The sequence below is a fragment of the Actinoplanes sp. NPDC019969 genome (assembly GCF_055562375.1).
The window spans coordinates 976,972-994,138 of the sequence record NZ_JBVHFK010000001.1 but is presented as its reverse complement, the minus strand read 5'-3'; the positions used below and the strand labels follow the sequence as shown (position 1 = coordinate 994,138).

9 protein-coding genes are annotated in these 17,167 nt (G+C 68.7%); 3 read left to right on the top strand and 6 right to left on the bottom strand.

Annotated elements, in window-relative coordinates; translation table 11 throughout:
- On the top strand, nucleotides 1–1,194 hold the full coding sequence (locus tag ACZ3II_RS04705; protein ID WP_465516230.1) for a carbohydrate-binding protein: 1,194 nt from the start codon (nucleotides 1–3) through the stop codon (nucleotides 1,192–1,194).
- Between the two features lie 55 nt (nucleotides 1,195–1,249).
- Here ACZ3II_RS04705 and ACZ3II_RS04700 read toward each other — a convergent pair whose 3' ends face one another.
- Nucleotides 1,250–3,019 carry a carboxypeptidase-like regulatory domain-containing protein gene (locus ACZ3II_RS04700; protein ID WP_465516229.1) on the bottom strand — a complete coding sequence of 590 codons (1,770 nt, stop codon included), beginning with the start codon at nucleotides 3,017–3,019 and terminating at the stop codon, nucleotides 1,250–1,252.
- A 302-nt stretch (nucleotides 3,020–3,321) separates the two neighbouring features.
- Here ACZ3II_RS04700 and ACZ3II_RS04695 point away from each other — a divergent pair, with 302 nt between their 5' ends.
- A complete protein-coding gene (locus ACZ3II_RS04695; protein ID WP_465516228.1) occupies nucleotides 3,322–3,687 on the top strand; it encodes a hypothetical protein in 366 nt (121 codons plus the stop codon).
- 30 nt (nucleotides 3,688–3,717) lie between these two features.
- Here the strand turns inward: ACZ3II_RS04695 and ACZ3II_RS04690 are convergent, their stop codons facing one another.
- The 3 genes from ACZ3II_RS04690 to ACZ3II_RS04680 form a co-directional block, all read right to left on the bottom strand.
- Nucleotides 3,718–6,225 carry a hypothetical protein gene (locus tag ACZ3II_RS04690; RefSeq protein ID WP_465516227.1) on the bottom strand — a complete coding sequence of 836 codons (2,508 nt, stop codon included), beginning with the start codon at nucleotides 6,223–6,225 and terminating at the stop codon, nucleotides 3,718–3,720.
- Between the two features lie 130 nt (nucleotides 6,226–6,355).
- A complete protein-coding gene (locus tag ACZ3II_RS04685) occupies nucleotides 6,356–7,936 on the bottom strand; it encodes a pectate lyase family protein (RefSeq protein ID WP_465516226.1) in 1,581 nt (526 codons plus the stop codon).
- Between the two features lie 163 nt (nucleotides 7,937–8,099).
- Nucleotides 8,100–10,982 carry a glycosyltransferase family 2 protein gene (locus ACZ3II_RS04680; RefSeq protein ID WP_465516225.1) on the bottom strand — a complete coding sequence of 961 codons (2,883 nt, stop codon included), beginning with the start codon at nucleotides 10,980–10,982 and terminating at the stop codon, nucleotides 8,100–8,102.
- A 347-nt stretch (nucleotides 10,983–11,329) separates the two neighbouring features.
- Here ACZ3II_RS04680 and ACZ3II_RS04675 point away from each other — a divergent pair, with 347 nt between their 5' ends.
- Nucleotides 11,330–12,934: a chitinase gene (locus ACZ3II_RS04675; RefSeq protein WP_465516224.1), complete on the top strand. Its 1,605-nt coding sequence runs from the start codon at nucleotides 11,330–11,332 to the stop codon at nucleotides 12,932–12,934.
- 439 nt (nucleotides 12,935–13,373) lie between these two features.
- Here ACZ3II_RS04675 and ACZ3II_RS04670 read toward each other — a convergent pair whose 3' ends face one another.
- Nucleotides 13,374–15,860 carry a hypothetical protein gene (locus tag ACZ3II_RS04670; protein ID WP_465516223.1) on the bottom strand — a complete coding sequence of 829 codons (2,487 nt, stop codon included), beginning with the start codon at nucleotides 15,858–15,860 and terminating at the stop codon, nucleotides 13,374–13,376.
- A gap of 93 nt (nucleotides 15,861–15,953) precedes the next feature.
- On the bottom strand, nucleotides 15,954–17,126 hold the full coding sequence (locus ACZ3II_RS04665) for a thiolase family protein (RefSeq protein WP_465516222.1): 1,173 nt from the start codon (nucleotides 17,124–17,126) through the stop codon (nucleotides 15,954–15,956).
- Nucleotides 17,127–17,167: the final 41 nt, after the last annotated feature.

Below are 17,167 nucleotides of genomic sequence, written 5' to 3'. Positions count from 1 at the left end.
ATGAAGCTGACCCGGAAGATCGCCCTCGTGGCGTCGGTCGGCGCGCTCGGCACCGCCGCCGCCGTCCTCCCGATGACCGTCTCCAGCGCGGCTGTTGCCTGCGCCCCGGCGTGGAGCGCGTCAGCGGTCTACGTCAAGGACAACGTGGCCTCGCAGAACGGCCGCAACTACACCGCCAAGTGGTGGACCCAGAACGAGTCGCCGGCCACCAACAGCAGCCAGTGGGCGGTCTGGGCCGACAACGGCGTCTGCGGCGGCGCCACGAACCCGACCACCCCGCCGCCCACCAACCCGACCACCCCGCCGCCGGCGACCGGTACGAAGATGGCGTCCGCGCCGTACCTGTACCCGGGCTGGGGCAATCCGCCCGCCCCGGCCACGATCGTCAACGCGACCGGGATCAAGGCCTTCACGATCGCGTTCGTGCTGGCCAGCAACGGCTGCAACCCGGCGTGGGACGGCTCCACCGGCCTCACCGGCGGGGCGCACGCCAGCACCATCGCGGCGATCCGCGCGGCCGGCGCCGACGTGGTCCCGTCGATCGGCGGCTGGAGCGGCAACAAGCTCGGCCCGAACTGCTCGACCCCGGAGGCGCTCGCCGGCGCGTACCAGAAGGTGATCGACACCTTCCAGCTCAAGGCGATCGACATCGACATCGAGAACACCGACGAGTTCGAGAACTACGTCGTCGCCGACCGGATCGTCGGCGCGCTGAAGATCGTCAAGCAGCGCAACCCCGGCGTGAAGACCATCCTCACCTTCGGCACCACGCCGACCGGCCCGAACACGCACGGCGTCCGGCTGATCCAGCAGGCCAAGGCCCAGGGCGCGAACATCGACATCTTCACCCAGATGCCGTTCGACTTCAGCGGCCACGCCGACATGTACGGCTCCACCGTCGGCGCCTCCGAGGGCCTGAAGAACGTCCTGAAGTCGACATTCGGCTGGACCGACGCCCAGGCGTACGCCCACATGGGCATCTCCGGCATGAACGGTCTCTCCGACCAGCAGGAGGTCACCACGGTCGAGACCTGGACCAGGATCCGTGACTACGCCAAGAGCAAGGGCCTGGCCCGCTTCACCTTCTGGGCGGTCAACCGCGACCGCGGCTGCGCCGGCGGCGGCGTGGTCAGCAACTGCTCCGGCATCGCCCAGTCCGACTGGGAGTTCACCCGGGTGAGCGCCGGCTTCTGACCCGGCTTCCCGAATGCGCGGCCGCCCAGCAGGGCGGCCGCGCGTCCACGTTCGGTCAGGGAGCCGTCAGGTCGAGCGTTTTCACGCCGCTGCGCGGGATGTCGATCTTCCGAGCGGTGCTGAAGCTGGCCGCGCCCGAGTACCAGGTCTCCCGGGCCGGCCCGCTGTACACCTCCCAATAGAGCTTGACCTGCTGACCGCCGATCAGTGGGATCTGGTACGACGCCACGCCGTTCTCCGGGTCGTAAAGGTTGAAGACGCCAGTCCGGTCACCGGTGATCGCGTTGTGTGCCACCAGGCGCACATGCGCAGAACCCGGCGGAATGGTCCCGGCCAGAGCCGCTCCCTTCGCCAGTGTGATGTCGTGGGTGCTCGTGCCACCGGCGGTGACCGGAATCCGGCTGGCTTTGAAGCGGTCACCGCTGTTGCCCGACCACTGGTCGGGGTAGCCGGAGGCGGAGGAGAAGTGCAGCGGCCAGGAGTAGGGGCCGAGCTTGCCGATCACGTAGCGCCCGGAGGCGTCGGTGCGGGTCGTAACCGGTTTGTCCGAGAAATCCCCTTTTGCCTGGAAGTCGACGCCGACCTTGCTCAGCGGGGCGCCATCGGATCCGGTCACCACACCGGTGATGGATCCGGCCGGGTCGAGGCGTGCGGTGGGCGCGGTGCTGGTCTCACCCGGCTTGACGACGATCCGGGCGGCATCCCGCTGGTTGCCGGTGCCGCCGGACTTACCGAGCCACTGGTGGCCGTAGTCGCCCGGCGCTACGACGAACATCGTGTACGTGCCTGCCGCGACGGGCGCCCAGAGCGTCCCTGTGCTACCCGGGCCGGTGCAACCACCTCTGCCGCCGGCAGGGGGCTGGCCGATGATGTCAAGCCCGTAGCAGACGTTGGTGACCGCCTCACCACTCTGACGGTCGGTGGCGCTGAATGCGACCTGGCCGCCGAGGACCAGCGGAACGGTGACCACGGTCGTCTCGTTGGCGATGACGGTGGCGCTCAGACCCCGCTTGGCGAGGTAATAGCTGACCGGCTCCGGCTCCACGGAGAAGCCGACCGAGCGGGCCGACAGCCCGGTGACCGTGACACTGTCGGTGTCACTGCACACCTGGCCCGTGGGGATGACGTCCCAGCCCGCCACCACGCAGAATCCGTTCACCGGTGAACCGGTGACCGAGTCCACCGCCTTCACTACCAGCAGGGTCGGCGGTGGCGGCGGCAACACTCGCCCGTCCGCCGTGGTGGTCTGGCCCGCCACGACGGTGATCGGGCCTGGGATGGCATTCGAGTTGAATCTCACCCGATAATCGCCCGGCATCACCGTGTGGAACGAGTAGAAACCGTTCGCGTCGGCCTCGGTGTAGTCGAGCACACTGTCGCCCCGGAAAAGGACCACCCATGCGGATGCCAGTGGGGTGCCGTCCTCGTTGGTGAGGTGGCCGCTCAGGGTGCCGGTAGGCACCAGCTGGTCATCGACACGAACAGTCTCACCCTCGGTGACCGTGAAGGTGGCCGCCTGACTCTCGTCCACCTGCTCGTGCGCCCACTGGGTCACCGACTTCCACTGGAACGACACACGGTAGGTGCCGGGTGCCACCGTATTGAAGTAGCTCCCGTCTTGGCTGGTGTGGTTGCTGTACTTCACGCTCCCGTCGACGCTCACGATGTCGACGCGAGCGATGAACACCGGCTGGCCGGACCGGTCGGTGAGGGTGCCGGTGATGACGCCGGTTTCCGCGGCGGCGGCGGGCGCGGTCAGTGCGGTGGTGGTCAGAACTCCGGACAGGATGGCGAACCCGAGGCGGGCCCAGAGCGATCTGCGCAACGAATCTCCCCGTTAAGTTACGCCACAGGCACAGATGGTGATCACTGCGGCCGGTTGATCGTATGCAAAGTGGACGATCGTTGGGGACCTCTGTGCCGCACAACCTTCTTGATCATGAGGGTCCCTGGCACGCGAGACACCGACTGTGACCAAGCGGAACCGATGACCTCGGGAAGCCCGCACGGCCCGCTACGTACGGTCGCAATCGTGGCGGCTCCTGTGGCGACCGTCATAGGAGCGGGCATCGCCGTCTGCATGGAGGCGTCGCGCTGGAGGCCGGTCGGTATGGCATCGTGCCGGGGATGTCGTATCCGTGGACGGTCTGGATCCTGGCCGCGCTCGTCGTGGTGATGTGGGTGCGTGGCTGGTGGCGGGACCGCGCCTACCGGTTGTGGTTCGCCCTGCTCGCCCCGGCGGCGGCGATCGGCGGCGGCATTCTCGGCCTGGTCCTGACCTTCTCGGCCGGTCGCGACGCCGCGCAGTCGTGCACAGGCAGCGAATGCCACGACGTCGCCGGGTTCACCGCGAGTCTGGACAACGCCGGCGGGCTGGGCCCGTGGCTCACCGCGAACGCGGTGATGGCGTTCCTGGTCGCCGGGTGCCTCACCGTGCTGACCCTGATCGTAGAGTGCGTGATGCTGGTGCGCCGGCAGAAAGAAGCGGCCTGACCGAGGGCTCGGTCAGGCCGCTTCCGGTTGTTACTTGGTGAAGGTGAAGTACTTGTGCGGCGCCCACGTGGTGACGTTCAGGCTGTCACCTGAGGTGCCCATGACGTAGCCGATGGTGACCCGCAACTTGACTCCCGCCTTACCGGCGCCGCTCAGGGTGAGCCGGTCGTCGGCCAGGAAGTACTGCGACTGCTGGGTCTGCCACTTGCCGTTGACGTAGCGCTGCATCACGAACTGGACCCCCCGGAAGTTGGGGGTGGGGTTCGAGCGCAGCTTCATGCCCACGTTCACGGTGTCGCGGTACTTGAGGTAGTTGACGCCGCCGACCTTGATCGAACCGTAGGCGTTCGACATCTGGATCCCGAGGTCGGCCCGCGTGCCGACGGTCGCGGTCAGGGTTCGCGGGGCGTACCGGGCGTCTCCGGTGAAGGCCGCGCTGACCGTGGTGTTACGGGTCAGGTTGATATTGGCGGAGAGGTAGCCGGAGCTGTTCACGGTGGCGCGCTTGATCAGACGCCAGCCCTGGTCGGTGCCGGCCGGGTCGGCCCAGATCTCCACGGCCCGGTTCTTGTAGGTGGGGCCGAGGTACGCGGTGAAGGGCACCGTCTGGCCGTACGCGAACACCTTGCCGTGGTTGTTCAGCGACATGGCGGGAGTGGTCCGGGAGACCGCGATCGCCTTGGCCGCCGACGCCGGGGTGTGCGTGGCGTCACCGGCGTAGGAGACCCGGTAGGTGACCGTCCCACCGGCCTGCGGCGTGTCGGTGAAGGAGAACCCGCCGTTGCTCCAGACCGGCTTGAGGCCCAGCGGGACACCGGCCGGCGAGTCGAGGTCGGTCCGGGTGACCGACAGCTTCGCCCCGGCCGGCAGCGCCACCGCGGCGGTCAGGTTGCCGGTGATGGTGAGGGCCTTGGCCCGGGTCGCCGAGGCCGGCCCGGACACCGTCAAGGTGGGCGCGGACCGGGACACGGTGACCGAGACCGTCGCAGTGGACGGCAGGTGGGTGCCATCACCGGCATAGGCCAGACGGTAGGACAGCGTGCTTTCAGCCGCCGGCGCGGTGTCCGTGACGGTGAACGAGCCGTCCGCCGCGATCGTGGCCGCGTTCAGGGCGGTCTCTCCGCGGGAGACGGCGATGGAGGTGCCGGTGGGCAGGGCCGCCGCCGACGTCAGCGTGCCGGTGATGCTGATCGCCGCGCCCGGGACCACGCTGGACGGTCCGGCGGCGGTCAGTGCCGTCGCGGCCCGGGCGATCTCCACCGCCAGCGTCTTGGTCGCCGGGAGGTGGGTGGCGTCGCCGGCATACGCGACCTGGTAGGTGACCGTGCCGGCGCCCTGCGGCGTGTCGGTGACGGTGAACGAGCCGTCCGCCGCGATCGTGGCGGTGCCCAGGGAGGTCTCGCCGCGGGAGATCGTGACATTGACGCCGGCGGGCAGCGGAACCGTGGAGGTCAGCTTGCCGTTGAGGGTGACCGCCGCGCCCGGGACGGTCGTCGACGGGCCGCTGAAGGTCAGCTCCGCCGGTGCGCGCCGGACATCGGTCCAGCTGTGCAGCACGAGCCGGCGCTTGTTGGCATACGTCGCGATGGCGAACAGGCGGTCGCCGTTGGGCTCCCACGCCAGGCCGCGATCCTGTAGGACGCCGCTGGGCTCGAGGACGAGCTTCTGAATCACGTCGCCGGAGCTGTTGAACGTCCCGAACCCCAACCCGTGGTCCGACCACCGGCCGCCGCTGGCGATGGTGCCGTCGTGGGCGATGTCCACGGATGCCGCGGATGTCACGGCCGCCAGCTGGCGGCGGGTCGCCATGTCGTCGGCATCGCGGAGGTACGTTCCGTAAGAGCCGGAGGCCGTGGCGAGCCGGTCTCCCTTCGGGGAGATCGCCACGTCCTTCAGGTAACTACTCTCGCCGGATCCGGTTGCCACCGTGGTGACATCGTCACCGGACACGTCGAGGATCCGGGTCTGGTCGGAGGAGACCGTAGCCAGCCTGTTGGTGGCGCTGGCGGCGACGATCTCGACGACGCCATACCAGTTCTTCTCAGAACGATTCAGCAGGGCCGTTGGAGGCTCGGCAGAGGGGTTGATCACCCCGAGGTTGCTGTTGAGCCCGTTGTCGAGGTAGGAGAACCAGATCCGGCCGTCGACGAAGGCCACGTCCGTCGGCGTGACGGATCCACTGGAAAACTCCCCGGACTTGGCCAGGTTCGTGGTGTTCAGCGCGACGATGGCCTTCTCTGCCGACGACGTCACGTAGAGCTGGGACGAGTCGGTGGAGAGTGCCAGGTCGTGTGCGTTCGTCACGGGCGCGCTGCCGAGCTCGTTGCCGGAGTAGTCGATCGCGACGACCTTGCCCTCGCCCGGGTCGCTGACGAAGATCCGCTGGTGCTCGCCGTCGACGACCATGTCGCCGACGGTGGTGACGTTCAGGTAGGTCAGAGTCGAGTCGGCCGATGACGGCGCGGCCGTGCCGACGGTCAGAACGGTGGTGCCGGTCAGCGCGGCGAGTGCCGCCGCGCCGATCCTCTTGGTGCCCATGCTGCCCCCGTGGGTCGTCGAGTTCGACGCGAGGCTATCTCGATGATCACGAATAGGACATCGGGCGAAAGGACGAGTCGGGCCCGACTCGTCGCAACGGTTTAGTTGCGACGAGCCAGGCCCCTCGGGATCAGGAGGCGAAGGTCTGGAACTCCGCGATCTTGGGGGTGCCGGCCGAGCTGGTGATCTTGAAGGTGAGCTTGGTCAGCGACGTCGCCGGGATGGTGATGACGCCCGCGCCCGTGCCGGACTTCAGGACCGCGCCGGTGGAGCCGTTGATGACCTGGTAGGCGCCGATCGAGGAGCCGGACGCCTGGACGATGTTGATCCGGGCGACCTTGGTGGCCGTGCTCCACTTGATCGACACGTCACCGGTGGCGCCGTTCGGCGACCAGAAGGTCGTGGTCTTGCCGTCCTTGACGTAGCCGAAGCTGGTGCCGCTCGCCTTGCTGGAGCCGTCGGCGCTGCCGGTGAGGCTCAGGTTGGTCCCGCTGGGCTGGGAAGCCGACGCCGACGGGCTGGTGGTCGGCGCGGTGGTGGGAGCCGCGGTGGTGGGGGCGGTGGTGGGCGCCGCGGTGGTGGGAGCGGTCGTCGGGGTGGCGGTCACCGAGCACTTGCCGTCCGACACCTTCAGGCCGGTGCCGGCGCCGGCGGTCGCCGCGACGATCGAGGGCACGCAGGACGCGCTGTCCATGACGGCGGTGTACGGGACGGAGACCGTGGTGGTCGACGCCATGCTCGGCCCGGCCGGGTTGTACTCGCTGCCCTTCGCCGACCAGGTCACGTTGTCGAGCACGTTCCCGGCGGTCTGCCAGGTGCCCGCTGCGCTGGTGTAGAACGTGCCCAGCACGTCCTTGGAGTCCTCGAAGTAGTTGTTCTCCACCTTCGCCTTGGCGCCGGCCCGCGCGTTGATGCCGGACTCGTTGAGGCTGAAGTAGTGGTTGTTGTACATGTGGGCGATGCCGCCACGCAGCAACGGCGTACGCGAGTCGAGGTTCTCGTACTTGTTGTTGTGGAAGGTGATGAAGCTGTTCCCGGTGTCAGTCTCGCTGGAGCCGATCAGCCCGCCGCGGCCGGAGTTGCGCAGGATGCTGTAGGACAGCGTCACGTACTGGGTGTCGTCCTTCATGTCGAACAGCCCGTCGAAGCCCTCGGCCTCGCCACCGGAGGCGACGAGCGTCGAGTGGTCGACCCAGACGTTGCGGACCGTGCTCTCCATGCTGATCGCGTCACCGCCGTTGGACAGCGGCGAGCCGGACTTCTTGACGTTCTTGACCGTCACGTTCCGGATCACGATGTTGCTGGAGTCCCGGATGTGGATGCCCAGCTGGTCGAAGGTCGCGCCGGCGCCGACTCCGACGATCGTGACGTTCTTGATGCCCTTGAGCTCGATCCGGTCGGCGGCGGTGTTGCAGCTGTCGCCGGAGACCTTGGTGGTGTTGCCGTGGTTGATCGTGCCCTCGACCTGGATGGTGATCGGGGTGTCGACGGCCGCGCGCCCGCACAGCGCCGCGTGGATCTGGGTGCCGGTGCTGGCCTTGACGACCGCGCCGCCCGTCCCGCCGCTGGTGCCGCCGTTCTGACCGGCGAAGCCGGTGGCGATGTTGGTGGCGGCGCTGGCGTTCTCCTGGGGGAGGCCGATCGCGAGGGCTCCGCCGACGACCGCGACACCGGCGATCGCGGAGAAGCTCAGCACGGTAGATCGTTTCATCAGGCTCAACCTGTTTCGTCTCGCGCGCCGGGGGACAGGCGCTGCGGTTTGGGGACGACAGGTTGTGTTCCGGGATGCCGGATCGGTTGCCCAAGATCGAATGTGACCGTCATCACAGTGACCGCCCCGGGGGTCCGGGGCGGCCACTGTGGTCAGAGAGCGGTCACCAGCCGCCGACACCGGCCAGGACGCGTTCCACCGGAACAGGTTTGCCCAGGTAGAAGCCCTGTCCGAAGGGGACGCCGCAGGCCACCAGCGCGTCGCGTTGCGCCGCCGTCTCGATGCCTTCGGCGATCACCGTGCACCCGTGCTGCTCGGCGAACTCGACCAGCGCCCGGATCGCCGCCTGCCGGGCCGTCTCGTTCTCCAGGCCCTGCAGGGTGTCCCGGCCCAGCTTGAGGAACGACGGGCGCACCGACTCGATCCGCGCGAGCGTCTCGTACCCGGCGCCCAGGTCGCTCACCGCGATCCGGACCTCGCTGCCGATCTGGCCCAGCCCGGCCGGCGCCGCGCTGCCGATCTCCAGCACCAGCGGCCGCCGCGAGCCGGCCAGCAGCGGGGTCAGCTCGTGGGTGCGGCTGAGCAGGTCGGCCGAGACGTTCAGCGACAGCCAGGTGCCGTTCGGCAGGGACGCCGACGACGCGATGGCGGCCTGGACCAGCGCCGCGTCCAGGGCGACGTGCACGCCCCGCTGGGCGGCCGCCTCCAGGGCCTCCCGCGGGTTGCTGCCGTCGGCGAAGCGGGTCAGCGCCTCGTACCCGACGACGTGGCCCTTGACCATGTTGTAGATCGGCTGGAACACCGTGAAGAAGCTGAACTCCTCGAACAGGTGCGCCCGGCTGGACGACGACGTGGACCTGTCGGACTTCCAGTCGCCGGAGTCGGTGCGCTGCAGCCGCACGGTGACCTGCCCGGCGGTCGCGCCGTGCTCGTGCCGGTAGTGCAGCACCTGCGCCCAGTCGCCGACCGCCTTGGTGGCGGGCTCGGCGGCGGCTGCCTTCTTGGTCTTCCGGCGCGGCTTCTTCGGCGTGACCGGGCGGATCAGCCAGCCGCGCAGGTGGGTGAACAGGTCGACGACGGTGTTGACCGGTCCGACGAACGCGATCATCGCGTACAGCGAGAGGGTCAGGTTCAGCACGGCGAAGACCATGTTGTTCCACAGCTGGTGCTGGATGTCGACCCACACCGTGTAGACGCAGAGCACGATCAGGGCGAGCGGCAGCAGGAGGTAGCTGGTGGCTGCGGTCGTGCGGTCACTGACCTTGGGCGTACGTTTGAACGCGCTCTTCTCGCCCGTCAGCAACTGCAGCAGTGAGGCGATGCTGCCGGAGAGGTTGACCGGCAACAGGATCAGGTTGAAGCCGTAGATGCGCAGCATGTCCGACCGCTTGTACCCGAGGTGCTTCAGGTCGGCCGCCATCATGAAGAAGTACGGCACCGAGATCAGCAGCAGGATCGGGTTGAGCAGCTTGTTGTTGAACGGGTACGCCAGCATGACGACCAGGCACACGGAGCTCCAGAAGATGGACGCCATGTAGTTGACCCGCAGGAAGTACTCACCGAAGCGGTTCTTGTCCTCGCGTTTCGACTTCGCGCGGAACTGGTCCTTGAGCCGGGACAGGATCAGCAGGCCGCCGTTGGCCCAGCGCTGACGCTGGATGCAGAGCGAGCCGAAGTCCGGCGGGGTCGCGCTGTACGCGAGCCGCTCCGGGTAGTTGTGCAAGAGCCAGCCGCGGACGCCGAGGTCGATCGTCGACTCGGTGTCCTCGATGACCGTACGGTCCTGAATGTACCGTTTGATCTCCCAGTCGCCCTCGTACGAGACCTCGACGATCTCGTCCAGGGCCTTCTTGCGCAGCACCGCGTTCGCGCCCACCCAGAACGTCGCCCCGTAATGGGTCATGCCCTGGTGGACGATGTACTGGATGTCGGTGGTGGCGCCGGAGATGCGCTCGATCCGGGTCGCCGAGCCGGGGTACGCGCTGTACGGCGTCTGCACCACCGCGTGCTGGGCGTACGCGCCCTGTTCCAGCAGGTGCACCAGGCGCAGCGCGTACTCGGGCAGCAGCACGCTGTCCGCGTCCAGGGTGAGCACGTAATCCGGGTTCGGGATGACCAGGTCCGCGCGGTTCGGGCCGGCCGTCACCAGCGCGGTGCCCAGCGGCGTGCTGACCTCCTGGTACGCCCCGCCCATCAGCCCGATGTAGCTGTTGAGGTTCATCGCCTTGTTCGGCTCGTGCGACAGCGACACGTACTTCTTGCGCTCGAAGCTGGTGATCGTCACGTCGAAGATCGCCAGCAGCCGCCGGTAGAGCTGGTTCATCCGCGCGATCGGCAGGGTGACCTGCTCGTCGGCGCCGGAGTTGAGCGCGCCGGCGATCTGGCCGAGGTCCACGGCGAGCGGCTGCAGCAGGTGCTCGACGAAGAACGTGTCGGTGTGGTCGACCATCTCCTGGCGGGCGCCGAGGTCGTACAGCCAGTCCGAGGCGTATCGGTACTCGGCGGCGAGCCGGCGCATGTCCTCCAGCACGACCAGGTGACCGCCGCGGCGCCGGACCTGCTCGTCGAACTCCGCGTACGCGCCGGTGACCCGGTTGAACGGGACCTTCAGCTCAGCGTCGATCTTGCCGGGCAGCGCGCGGGCGGCCAGCAGCATGTCGCGCGCGGCTCGGGTCTTCGGCGTCCGCGGGTCGTCGAGCAGCAGGGTCACCCGCAGGCCGGGGTACTCCTGGAGGGCCGCCGACAGCAGCGTGGTGCGGTTGGTCCGCTCGTCTTCCTGATATGACGGGACCAGAACCGTAAGGGACGGCGTCTTCCCGCCGATGAACTCGTCGAGCATGATCCGCGGGGCCCGCTGGTGGCCGCGCGCGCGGTAGAAGTAACCGATGCGCGTGATCAGGTAGGCGACCGCGGACGCGGCCAGTCCGGTGACGACGAGCATGTACACGATCGCCTCGATCGCGAGCCGGACGGTGTACGCCTCACCCGCGATGAACTGCTGAATGATCGTGTATGTGATGTAACAGGCCCAAACCGTGATCGTCACCACGATCGCGAGGCGTCCGCGGGTGATCCTGCCTTCGGAGACCGGGGGCGGCACGATCGGATGAGGTTGCGTCCTCCGGTCGGCGCCCCATTGGCGCTGAGCGTCCCGCTTGCGCTGGTCCGCCGAGTTGCGTGGCATGCGTTTTCGGGCCCTTCGGTGCGAATTACGGTGACACCGAATGGCGGTGCCCGGCGGAATTGTCTTTGCAAGATCCCGATCTGGCGCTCCGGATTCCAGATTGGAGAAATGGTGCCCACGTCCTGGTGGGCGTCCCCCATTCGCCCGATCGCGAAAGTCGCCGGGATACGCCAGCGTGTGGCGACTTGCGAATATGCGAAAGGGCTTTCATGACGGACCGCGCCACACCCGTAGCCGTGCGGCCGGAGTACGACCCGCTCGCCGACCCGAACTGGCAGGAACCGGAGCAGCCCCGCAGCCGCCTGTCCTGGACACGGCTCGGCGTTCTGATGCTCGTGCTGGGCCTGGCCGGGGCCGGCGGCACCTTCGGGGTACGGCACCTGCAGAACACGTCCGGCCCGACCGCGAAGTCGTGGGCGGTGCCGTACGTCGATGTCACGCTGACGCCGACGTTCCAGTTCCAGGACCCCACCGCGAACCCGGCCAACGACGTCGCCCTCGGCTTCGTCGTCGCCCACCCCAAGAGCCCGTGCACCCCGAGCTGGGGGGCCGCGTACACGCTCGACGAGGCGGCCTCCGCCCTCGAGCTGGACCGGCGCATCGAGCAGCTGCGGCAGGCCGGTGGCGACATCACGCTCAGCCTCGGCGGGCTCAGCAACTCCGAACTCGCCGTCGCCTGCACCGACCCCGCCCGGCTGACCGCCGCGTACCGGCAGCTGATCGAACGCTACGACGTGAAGACCCTCGACCTGGACATCGAAGGCACCGCCGTCGCCGACCAGGCGTCGCTGCAGCGCCGCGTCGCGGCGGTCGCCACGGTCCAGAAGGAGCGCAAGGCGGCCGGCAAGGCCCTCGCCGTGTGGCTGACCCTGCCGGTGACGCCGAACGGCCTCACCACCGACGGCGTCGCTGTCGTCCGCGGCATGCTCGACGGCGGCGTCGACCTGCGCGGCGTCAACGTGATGACGATGGACTACAACAACGGCGACCGGAACCCGGACATGCTGGCGCTGGCCACCAGCGCGCTCAACGGCACCCACAAGCAGATGACCGACCTGTACCTGCAGCTCGGCCGCAAGCTCACGTCGCCGCAGGTGTGGTCACTGATCGGGGCCACCCCGATGATCGGCCAGAACGACATCGACGCGGAACGCTTCACCGTCGACGACGCCAAGGGCCTCGCCGACTTCGCGATCGGCAACGGCCTGGGCCGGGTCTCCATGTGGTCCATCAACCGGGACGCGCCCTGCCGCGGCACCTTCGAGAACGTCGTCGTGCACTCCAACACGTGCAGCGGCGTCGACCAGGAGCCCCTCGCCTTCTCCAAGGTCTTCGCCGGGCTGCCCGGTCAGGACGTGGCCGGCGACAGCCACGACGCGGTGGAGATCCCGGACCAGGCGGCGGTCGTCGACGACCCGAAGACCAGCCCGTACCCGATCTGGCGTCTCACCGCGATGTACGTCACCGGTTACAAGGTGGTCTGGCGCGGTGTCGTCTACGAGGCCAAGTGGGCGAACTCGGGACTGGACCCGTCGGCGGCGCCGGCGGCCGGCACACAGAGCGCATGGTCGGTGATCGGCCCGGTCAGCCCGGTGGAGAAGGCGCCCCGGCCGGTTCCGGTGGTCACCAACGTCACCAAGGTGTGGCGGGCGGACACGGTCTATGTGCGGGGTCAGCGGATCCTGTTCTGGGGCCTGCCCTACGAGGCCAAGTGGACGACGAAGGGCGAGGCCCCGTCGACGCAGTTCCCGATCGACGCGGACGACCCGTGGAAGCCGCTCTTCAACATCCCCGGTGAGCCCACGATCAACTGACAACCCCCTTTACGGTACGCCCGTCGCCCGCACTTTCCGTGGGAGGCGGGCGTTCCCGTTTCTCGCTTCGGTGAACACGTTCCGTGATTGACGATCGGGCCGGTTGCTTTTTCGGAGCGATCGGTGACCCTGTTGGTTAGGGTCCACAGAGCTATAACTTCTTTTTTCTCTGGAAGAGAGATAAACGTCGTAATAGTAGGCCCTGTGCAAACTGTGGAAAACCCGCGTATCCGCTGGTCAAAGCGATTTCACCCTGTGGCCGGCATGTGGATGACCCAGGGGATAACCAGGGCCCTTTTCCACAGCCCCGACCCGAACCCCCTCCGTCCCCAGCCTGTCCACAACTTATCCACCGTCTGTCCCCTGCCCTGTGCACAGAACGTGATCATGAAGAAGGGCGGGGCCCGGCAATGCCGGACCCCGCCCTCGCGGTGTTACGTCAGCGCACGATGACGTAGTCCTGCGCGCTCACCGCCCAGTTGGAGGTCGGGTCGGTGTAGAAGATGTAGCGGTACGAGCCGCTCACCGTCGCCTTCACGGTGGTCGACGGGCGGCCCTGGGCGTTCGTCCAGACCGTCTTCACGTTGGTCCACTTGCCGCCGGGACCGCTCGGCCAGAACTGCAGCACCGTCGGGCGGCTCGCGTACGGCTGCCAGGTGCCGGTGCTCCAGTCGGCCCGGATCAGCGAGGCGCCGCCGACCCACACGTTCTGGCCCTTCTTCACCGGCTCCGGGAGGGCGTCGGTGGCGGTGAGCCAGGTCAGGCGCCGGAACGGCACGGTGGCCGCGTTGTGCCGGTCCGTGAAGCTGCCGTCCTTGGCGGTCGCCCACACCGCGGCCTGCCAGTTGCCGGCCAGGGCGTTGCTGGAGATCTCGTGCCGGATGTCGTAGACGTACCACTCGGCCAGGCAGTTCGCGGTGGTCGCGTTCACCGGCGTGCAGGTGGTGCTGGGGATCAGCACACCGTCCGGCGTGTTGTAGGCGCCGTGGTAGAGGTACAGGCCGCCGCTCTGGATGCCGGAGGGCGCGGTGGCGGTGAACGAGGCGTTGAACGTGGTCGTGCCGGACACGCTCAGATTCAGGCCCTGACCATTGTTGATCTTTACGTTGGAGATCTTCACGTCGCCGACGGTCTGGTCACCGGCGGTCGCCGGGCCGGCGATGGCGCGCAGCACCGTGCGGGTCAGCTTGCCGCCCTCGTCGTTGGTGGCGGACAGCCGCAGCGACACGAACGCCGCGCCTGCCGGCACCGACAGGGGCGCCGTGACGCCCGCCCCGGACGCGGTGAACGGCAGATCGGTCCAGGTGGCGCCGTCGTCGGCAGACCACTCGACGCTTCGCACCGTGCTCGTCGCGCCGGTCGCCCGGGTCGACGGGATCACCGTCAGGTCCACCGGGGCCGATCCGGCACGGTTGCGCGCGTCGAGTCCGGACACCGCGAGACCGAGGTCCATCAGCGGGATCGTGCTGCGCACGGGGACGGTGCCGGTGGCGACGGTCCAGTCGCTGTGGATCTTCGTCGAGAGCTGGGACGAGGCCACCTTGCGGGTGACGGTCTGCTCCAGGCGGTACGTCTGGGCGGACGCCGGAAGGTCCGCCACCAGAACGCCGGTGGCCGACTCCTTGATCACCGTGTTGCCCGAGCTGAGCTTCATCGACACCGCAGCGCCGCGGTCGTAGCCCTTGCTGCCGTTGGCGTCGCCGTAGGGGGTGTTCTCCGCGAACTGCACCCGGTTGCCCTGCCGGGAGGCCGAGTTGTACGACGGGGTGGGCGCGAACGGGGCGAGACCCGCCGTGGTCGCCGGAGAGGTGCCGGCCGGCAGTTCGCGGCTGCCGAGGTCGAGCTGGTGTGTGCCGGTGTCGGCGATCCGTGCGACGGTCGCGCCGGGCGTCACGTACTCGGTGAAGGTGGCCGGGAAACGCATCGTGGTCGCCAGGTAGGCGCCGCTCGAGTCGCCGAGCATCGGCACCGACTGGTACATGCCGGAAGTGTTGACGCCCTGCGCCCGGACCGTGGTCGTGGTCTTCGCCAGCGACGCGGTCTTCACCGTGGTGATCGGGGATGCCGGGAACGGGTGCGCCCAGCTCTGCGTCAGGTCGTACCGGTACGGGGTGGGGTTGAGCGCTGTCGAACCCCGCTTCGTCAGGATCTCGTGGGTGCGCAGCGTCGTGCCGGCCAGGGAGGCCGTCGTCACGTACGACCGGACCTTGTAACCGCCGGCGAAACCGACGAAGTCGCCGTTCGGCAGCGACACCCAGACCGCGCTGGCGTCCTGCGCCGCGGTGGCGTCGTCGACCTTGAGCGCCACCTCCTTGGCCGACGACTCGGCCAGCACGACGGTCTGCGCCTTGTTCGTCACCGTGAACGAAGCGGTCAGCAGGTAGCTGTTGACGTTGTAGATGCCGTAGATCGAGGTGACGAAGTAGTTGCCGGGCGGCAGGTTCGCCGTCACGCTCAGCGTGTTGCCCGGGTTCGTGACCGGAACGTACGTCCAGGTGTCCCGGTTCCACACGTTGATCAGGCTGTTCCAGGCCGTCCAGTTCTCCGAGGCGAGCCGGATCGTGGTCGGGTACGTCGCGGCGGCAGCCGGGGCCGCGGCCTTCGTGGCCGAGGGCACGCCGGTCTTCGCCGTGGTGGCCGCCCCTCTGGTCGCGCCCAGCTCACGCGCCTGGACCGCGCCGCCGGTGGAGACGAAGCCGATCGCCGCCTTCCGGTCGCCTGCGGCGCTGGTGAACTGGAACGCCGACTTCTTGTCGCCCTCGGTGGTCACGGTGAGTTCATCCGTGGCGGCCGGCGGGGTGACAGCGCCGGTCAGCGGTGGGGTGACCGCTTGCGCAGCGGCCGGAAGAGCGATCAGCGAGCCGCCGACCACTGTGGATATGCCGATGCTCAGAGCGCGCAGCCTCGACCGAGACCACCGGGCCATGTCTGTGAATCCTCCCGCGACGACGCGCTGGGAGAGTGAGGGGCCCAACGCGTCGTAACGGTAGCGTTCTATGCCTTGACCGGCAAGGGTTCTTTACCGGCCGGTCCGCAGGTTCTCCAGGACCACGGCGAGACCCTGGCCCACACCGATGCAGATCGCCGCCACACCGAACCGCTCGTTGCGTTCCCGCAGCACCTTGGCCAGGGTGCCGAGGATGCGGCCGCCGCTCGCGCCGAGCGGGTGACCGAGGGCGATGGCGCCGCCCCGGGTGTTCACGATCTCCGGGTCGATGCCCCACGCGTCCACGCAGACCAGCGACTGGACCGCGAAGGCCTCGTTGAGTTCCACCGCGCCGACCTGGTCCCAGCCGATTCCGGCCCGCTTCAGGGCCCGGTTCGCGGCCTCCACCGGTGCGATGCCGAAGTGCTGCGGATCCAGCGCGAACGCGCCCCGGCCGACGATCGCGGCGAGCGGCTCGGTCTTCAGGGCCGACGCCGCGGCGGACGAGCCCAGCAGTACCGCGGAGGCGCCGTCGCTCAACGGGGAGGCGTTGCCGGCGGTGATCGTGCCGTCCGGGCGGAAACTCGGCTTGAGGGCGGCCAGTTTCTCCGGGGTGGAGTCGGGGCGGACGCCCTCGTCGGTGCTCAGGTCCTCGACCGGGGTGACCAGGTCGGCGTAGAAGCCGTCGTTCCAGGCCTGGGCGGCGAGCCGGTGCGAGCGGGCCGCGAACGCGTCCTGGCGGGCGCGGGTCACGCCGTACCGCTCCCGCAATTGCTCGTTGCAGTCGCCGAGCGAGACTGTCCACTCCGCCGGCATCAGCGGGTTGACCAGCCGCCAGCCCAGCGTCGTCGACACCGCCGTCAGGTCGCCGGCGGGGAAGCCCTTCGCCGGTTTCGGCAGCACCCAGGGCGCCCGGGTCATCGACTCGACCCCGCCGGCCAGCACCACGTCGGCGTCGCCGGTCTCGATCGTGCGCGAGCCGATCATCGCGGCGTCCAGACCGGATCCGCACAGCCGGTTCACCGTGGTGGCCGGCACCGACGTGGGCAGACCGGCCAGCAGCGCCGCCATCCGGCCGACGTTGCGGTTGTCCTCGCCGGCGCCGTTCGCGTTGCCCCAGACCACCTCGTCGACGACCGCGGGGTCGGTGCCCGCGAGCACCGACCGGATCACGTGGGCGGCCAGATCGTCCGGCCGCACCCCGGCGAGGGCGCCGTTGAACCGGCCGAAGGGAGTGCGGGTCGCGGCGTAGACGAAGGCTCTCATGCCGGTAACGCTAGGTGGTCGAGTTGATACGCTTAAGTATC

What these genes read in the sequence shown, in the direction of transcription:
- ACZ3II_RS04685 (WP_465516226.1), bottom strand. Translation starts at nt 7,936, where the DNA reads ATGAAACGATCTACCGTGCTGAGCTTCTCCGCGATCGCCGGTGTCGCG.
- ACZ3II_RS04695 (WP_465516228.1), top strand. Translation starts at nt 3,322, where the DNA reads ATGTCGTATCCGTGGACGGTCTGGATCCTGGCCGCGCTCGTCGTGGTG.
- ACZ3II_RS04690 (WP_465516227.1), bottom strand. Translation starts at nt 6,225, where the DNA reads ATGGGCACCAAGAGGATCGGCGCGGCGGCACTCGCCGCGCTGACCGGC.
- ACZ3II_RS04705 (WP_465516230.1), top strand. Translation starts at nt 1, where the DNA reads ATGAAGCTGACCCGGAAGATCGCCCTCGTGGCGTCGGTCGGCGCGCTC.
- ACZ3II_RS04675 (WP_465516224.1), top strand. Translation starts at nt 11,330, where the DNA reads ATGACGGACCGCGCCACACCCGTAGCCGTGCGGCCGGAGTACGACCCG.
- ACZ3II_RS04670 (WP_465516223.1), bottom strand. Translation starts at nt 15,860, where the DNA reads ATGGCCCGGTGGTCTCGGTCGAGGCTGCGCGCTCTGAGCATCGGCATA.
- ACZ3II_RS04665 (WP_465516222.1), bottom strand. Translation starts at nt 17,126, where the DNA reads ATGAGAGCCTTCGTCTACGCCGCGACCCGCACTCCCTTCGGCCGGTTC.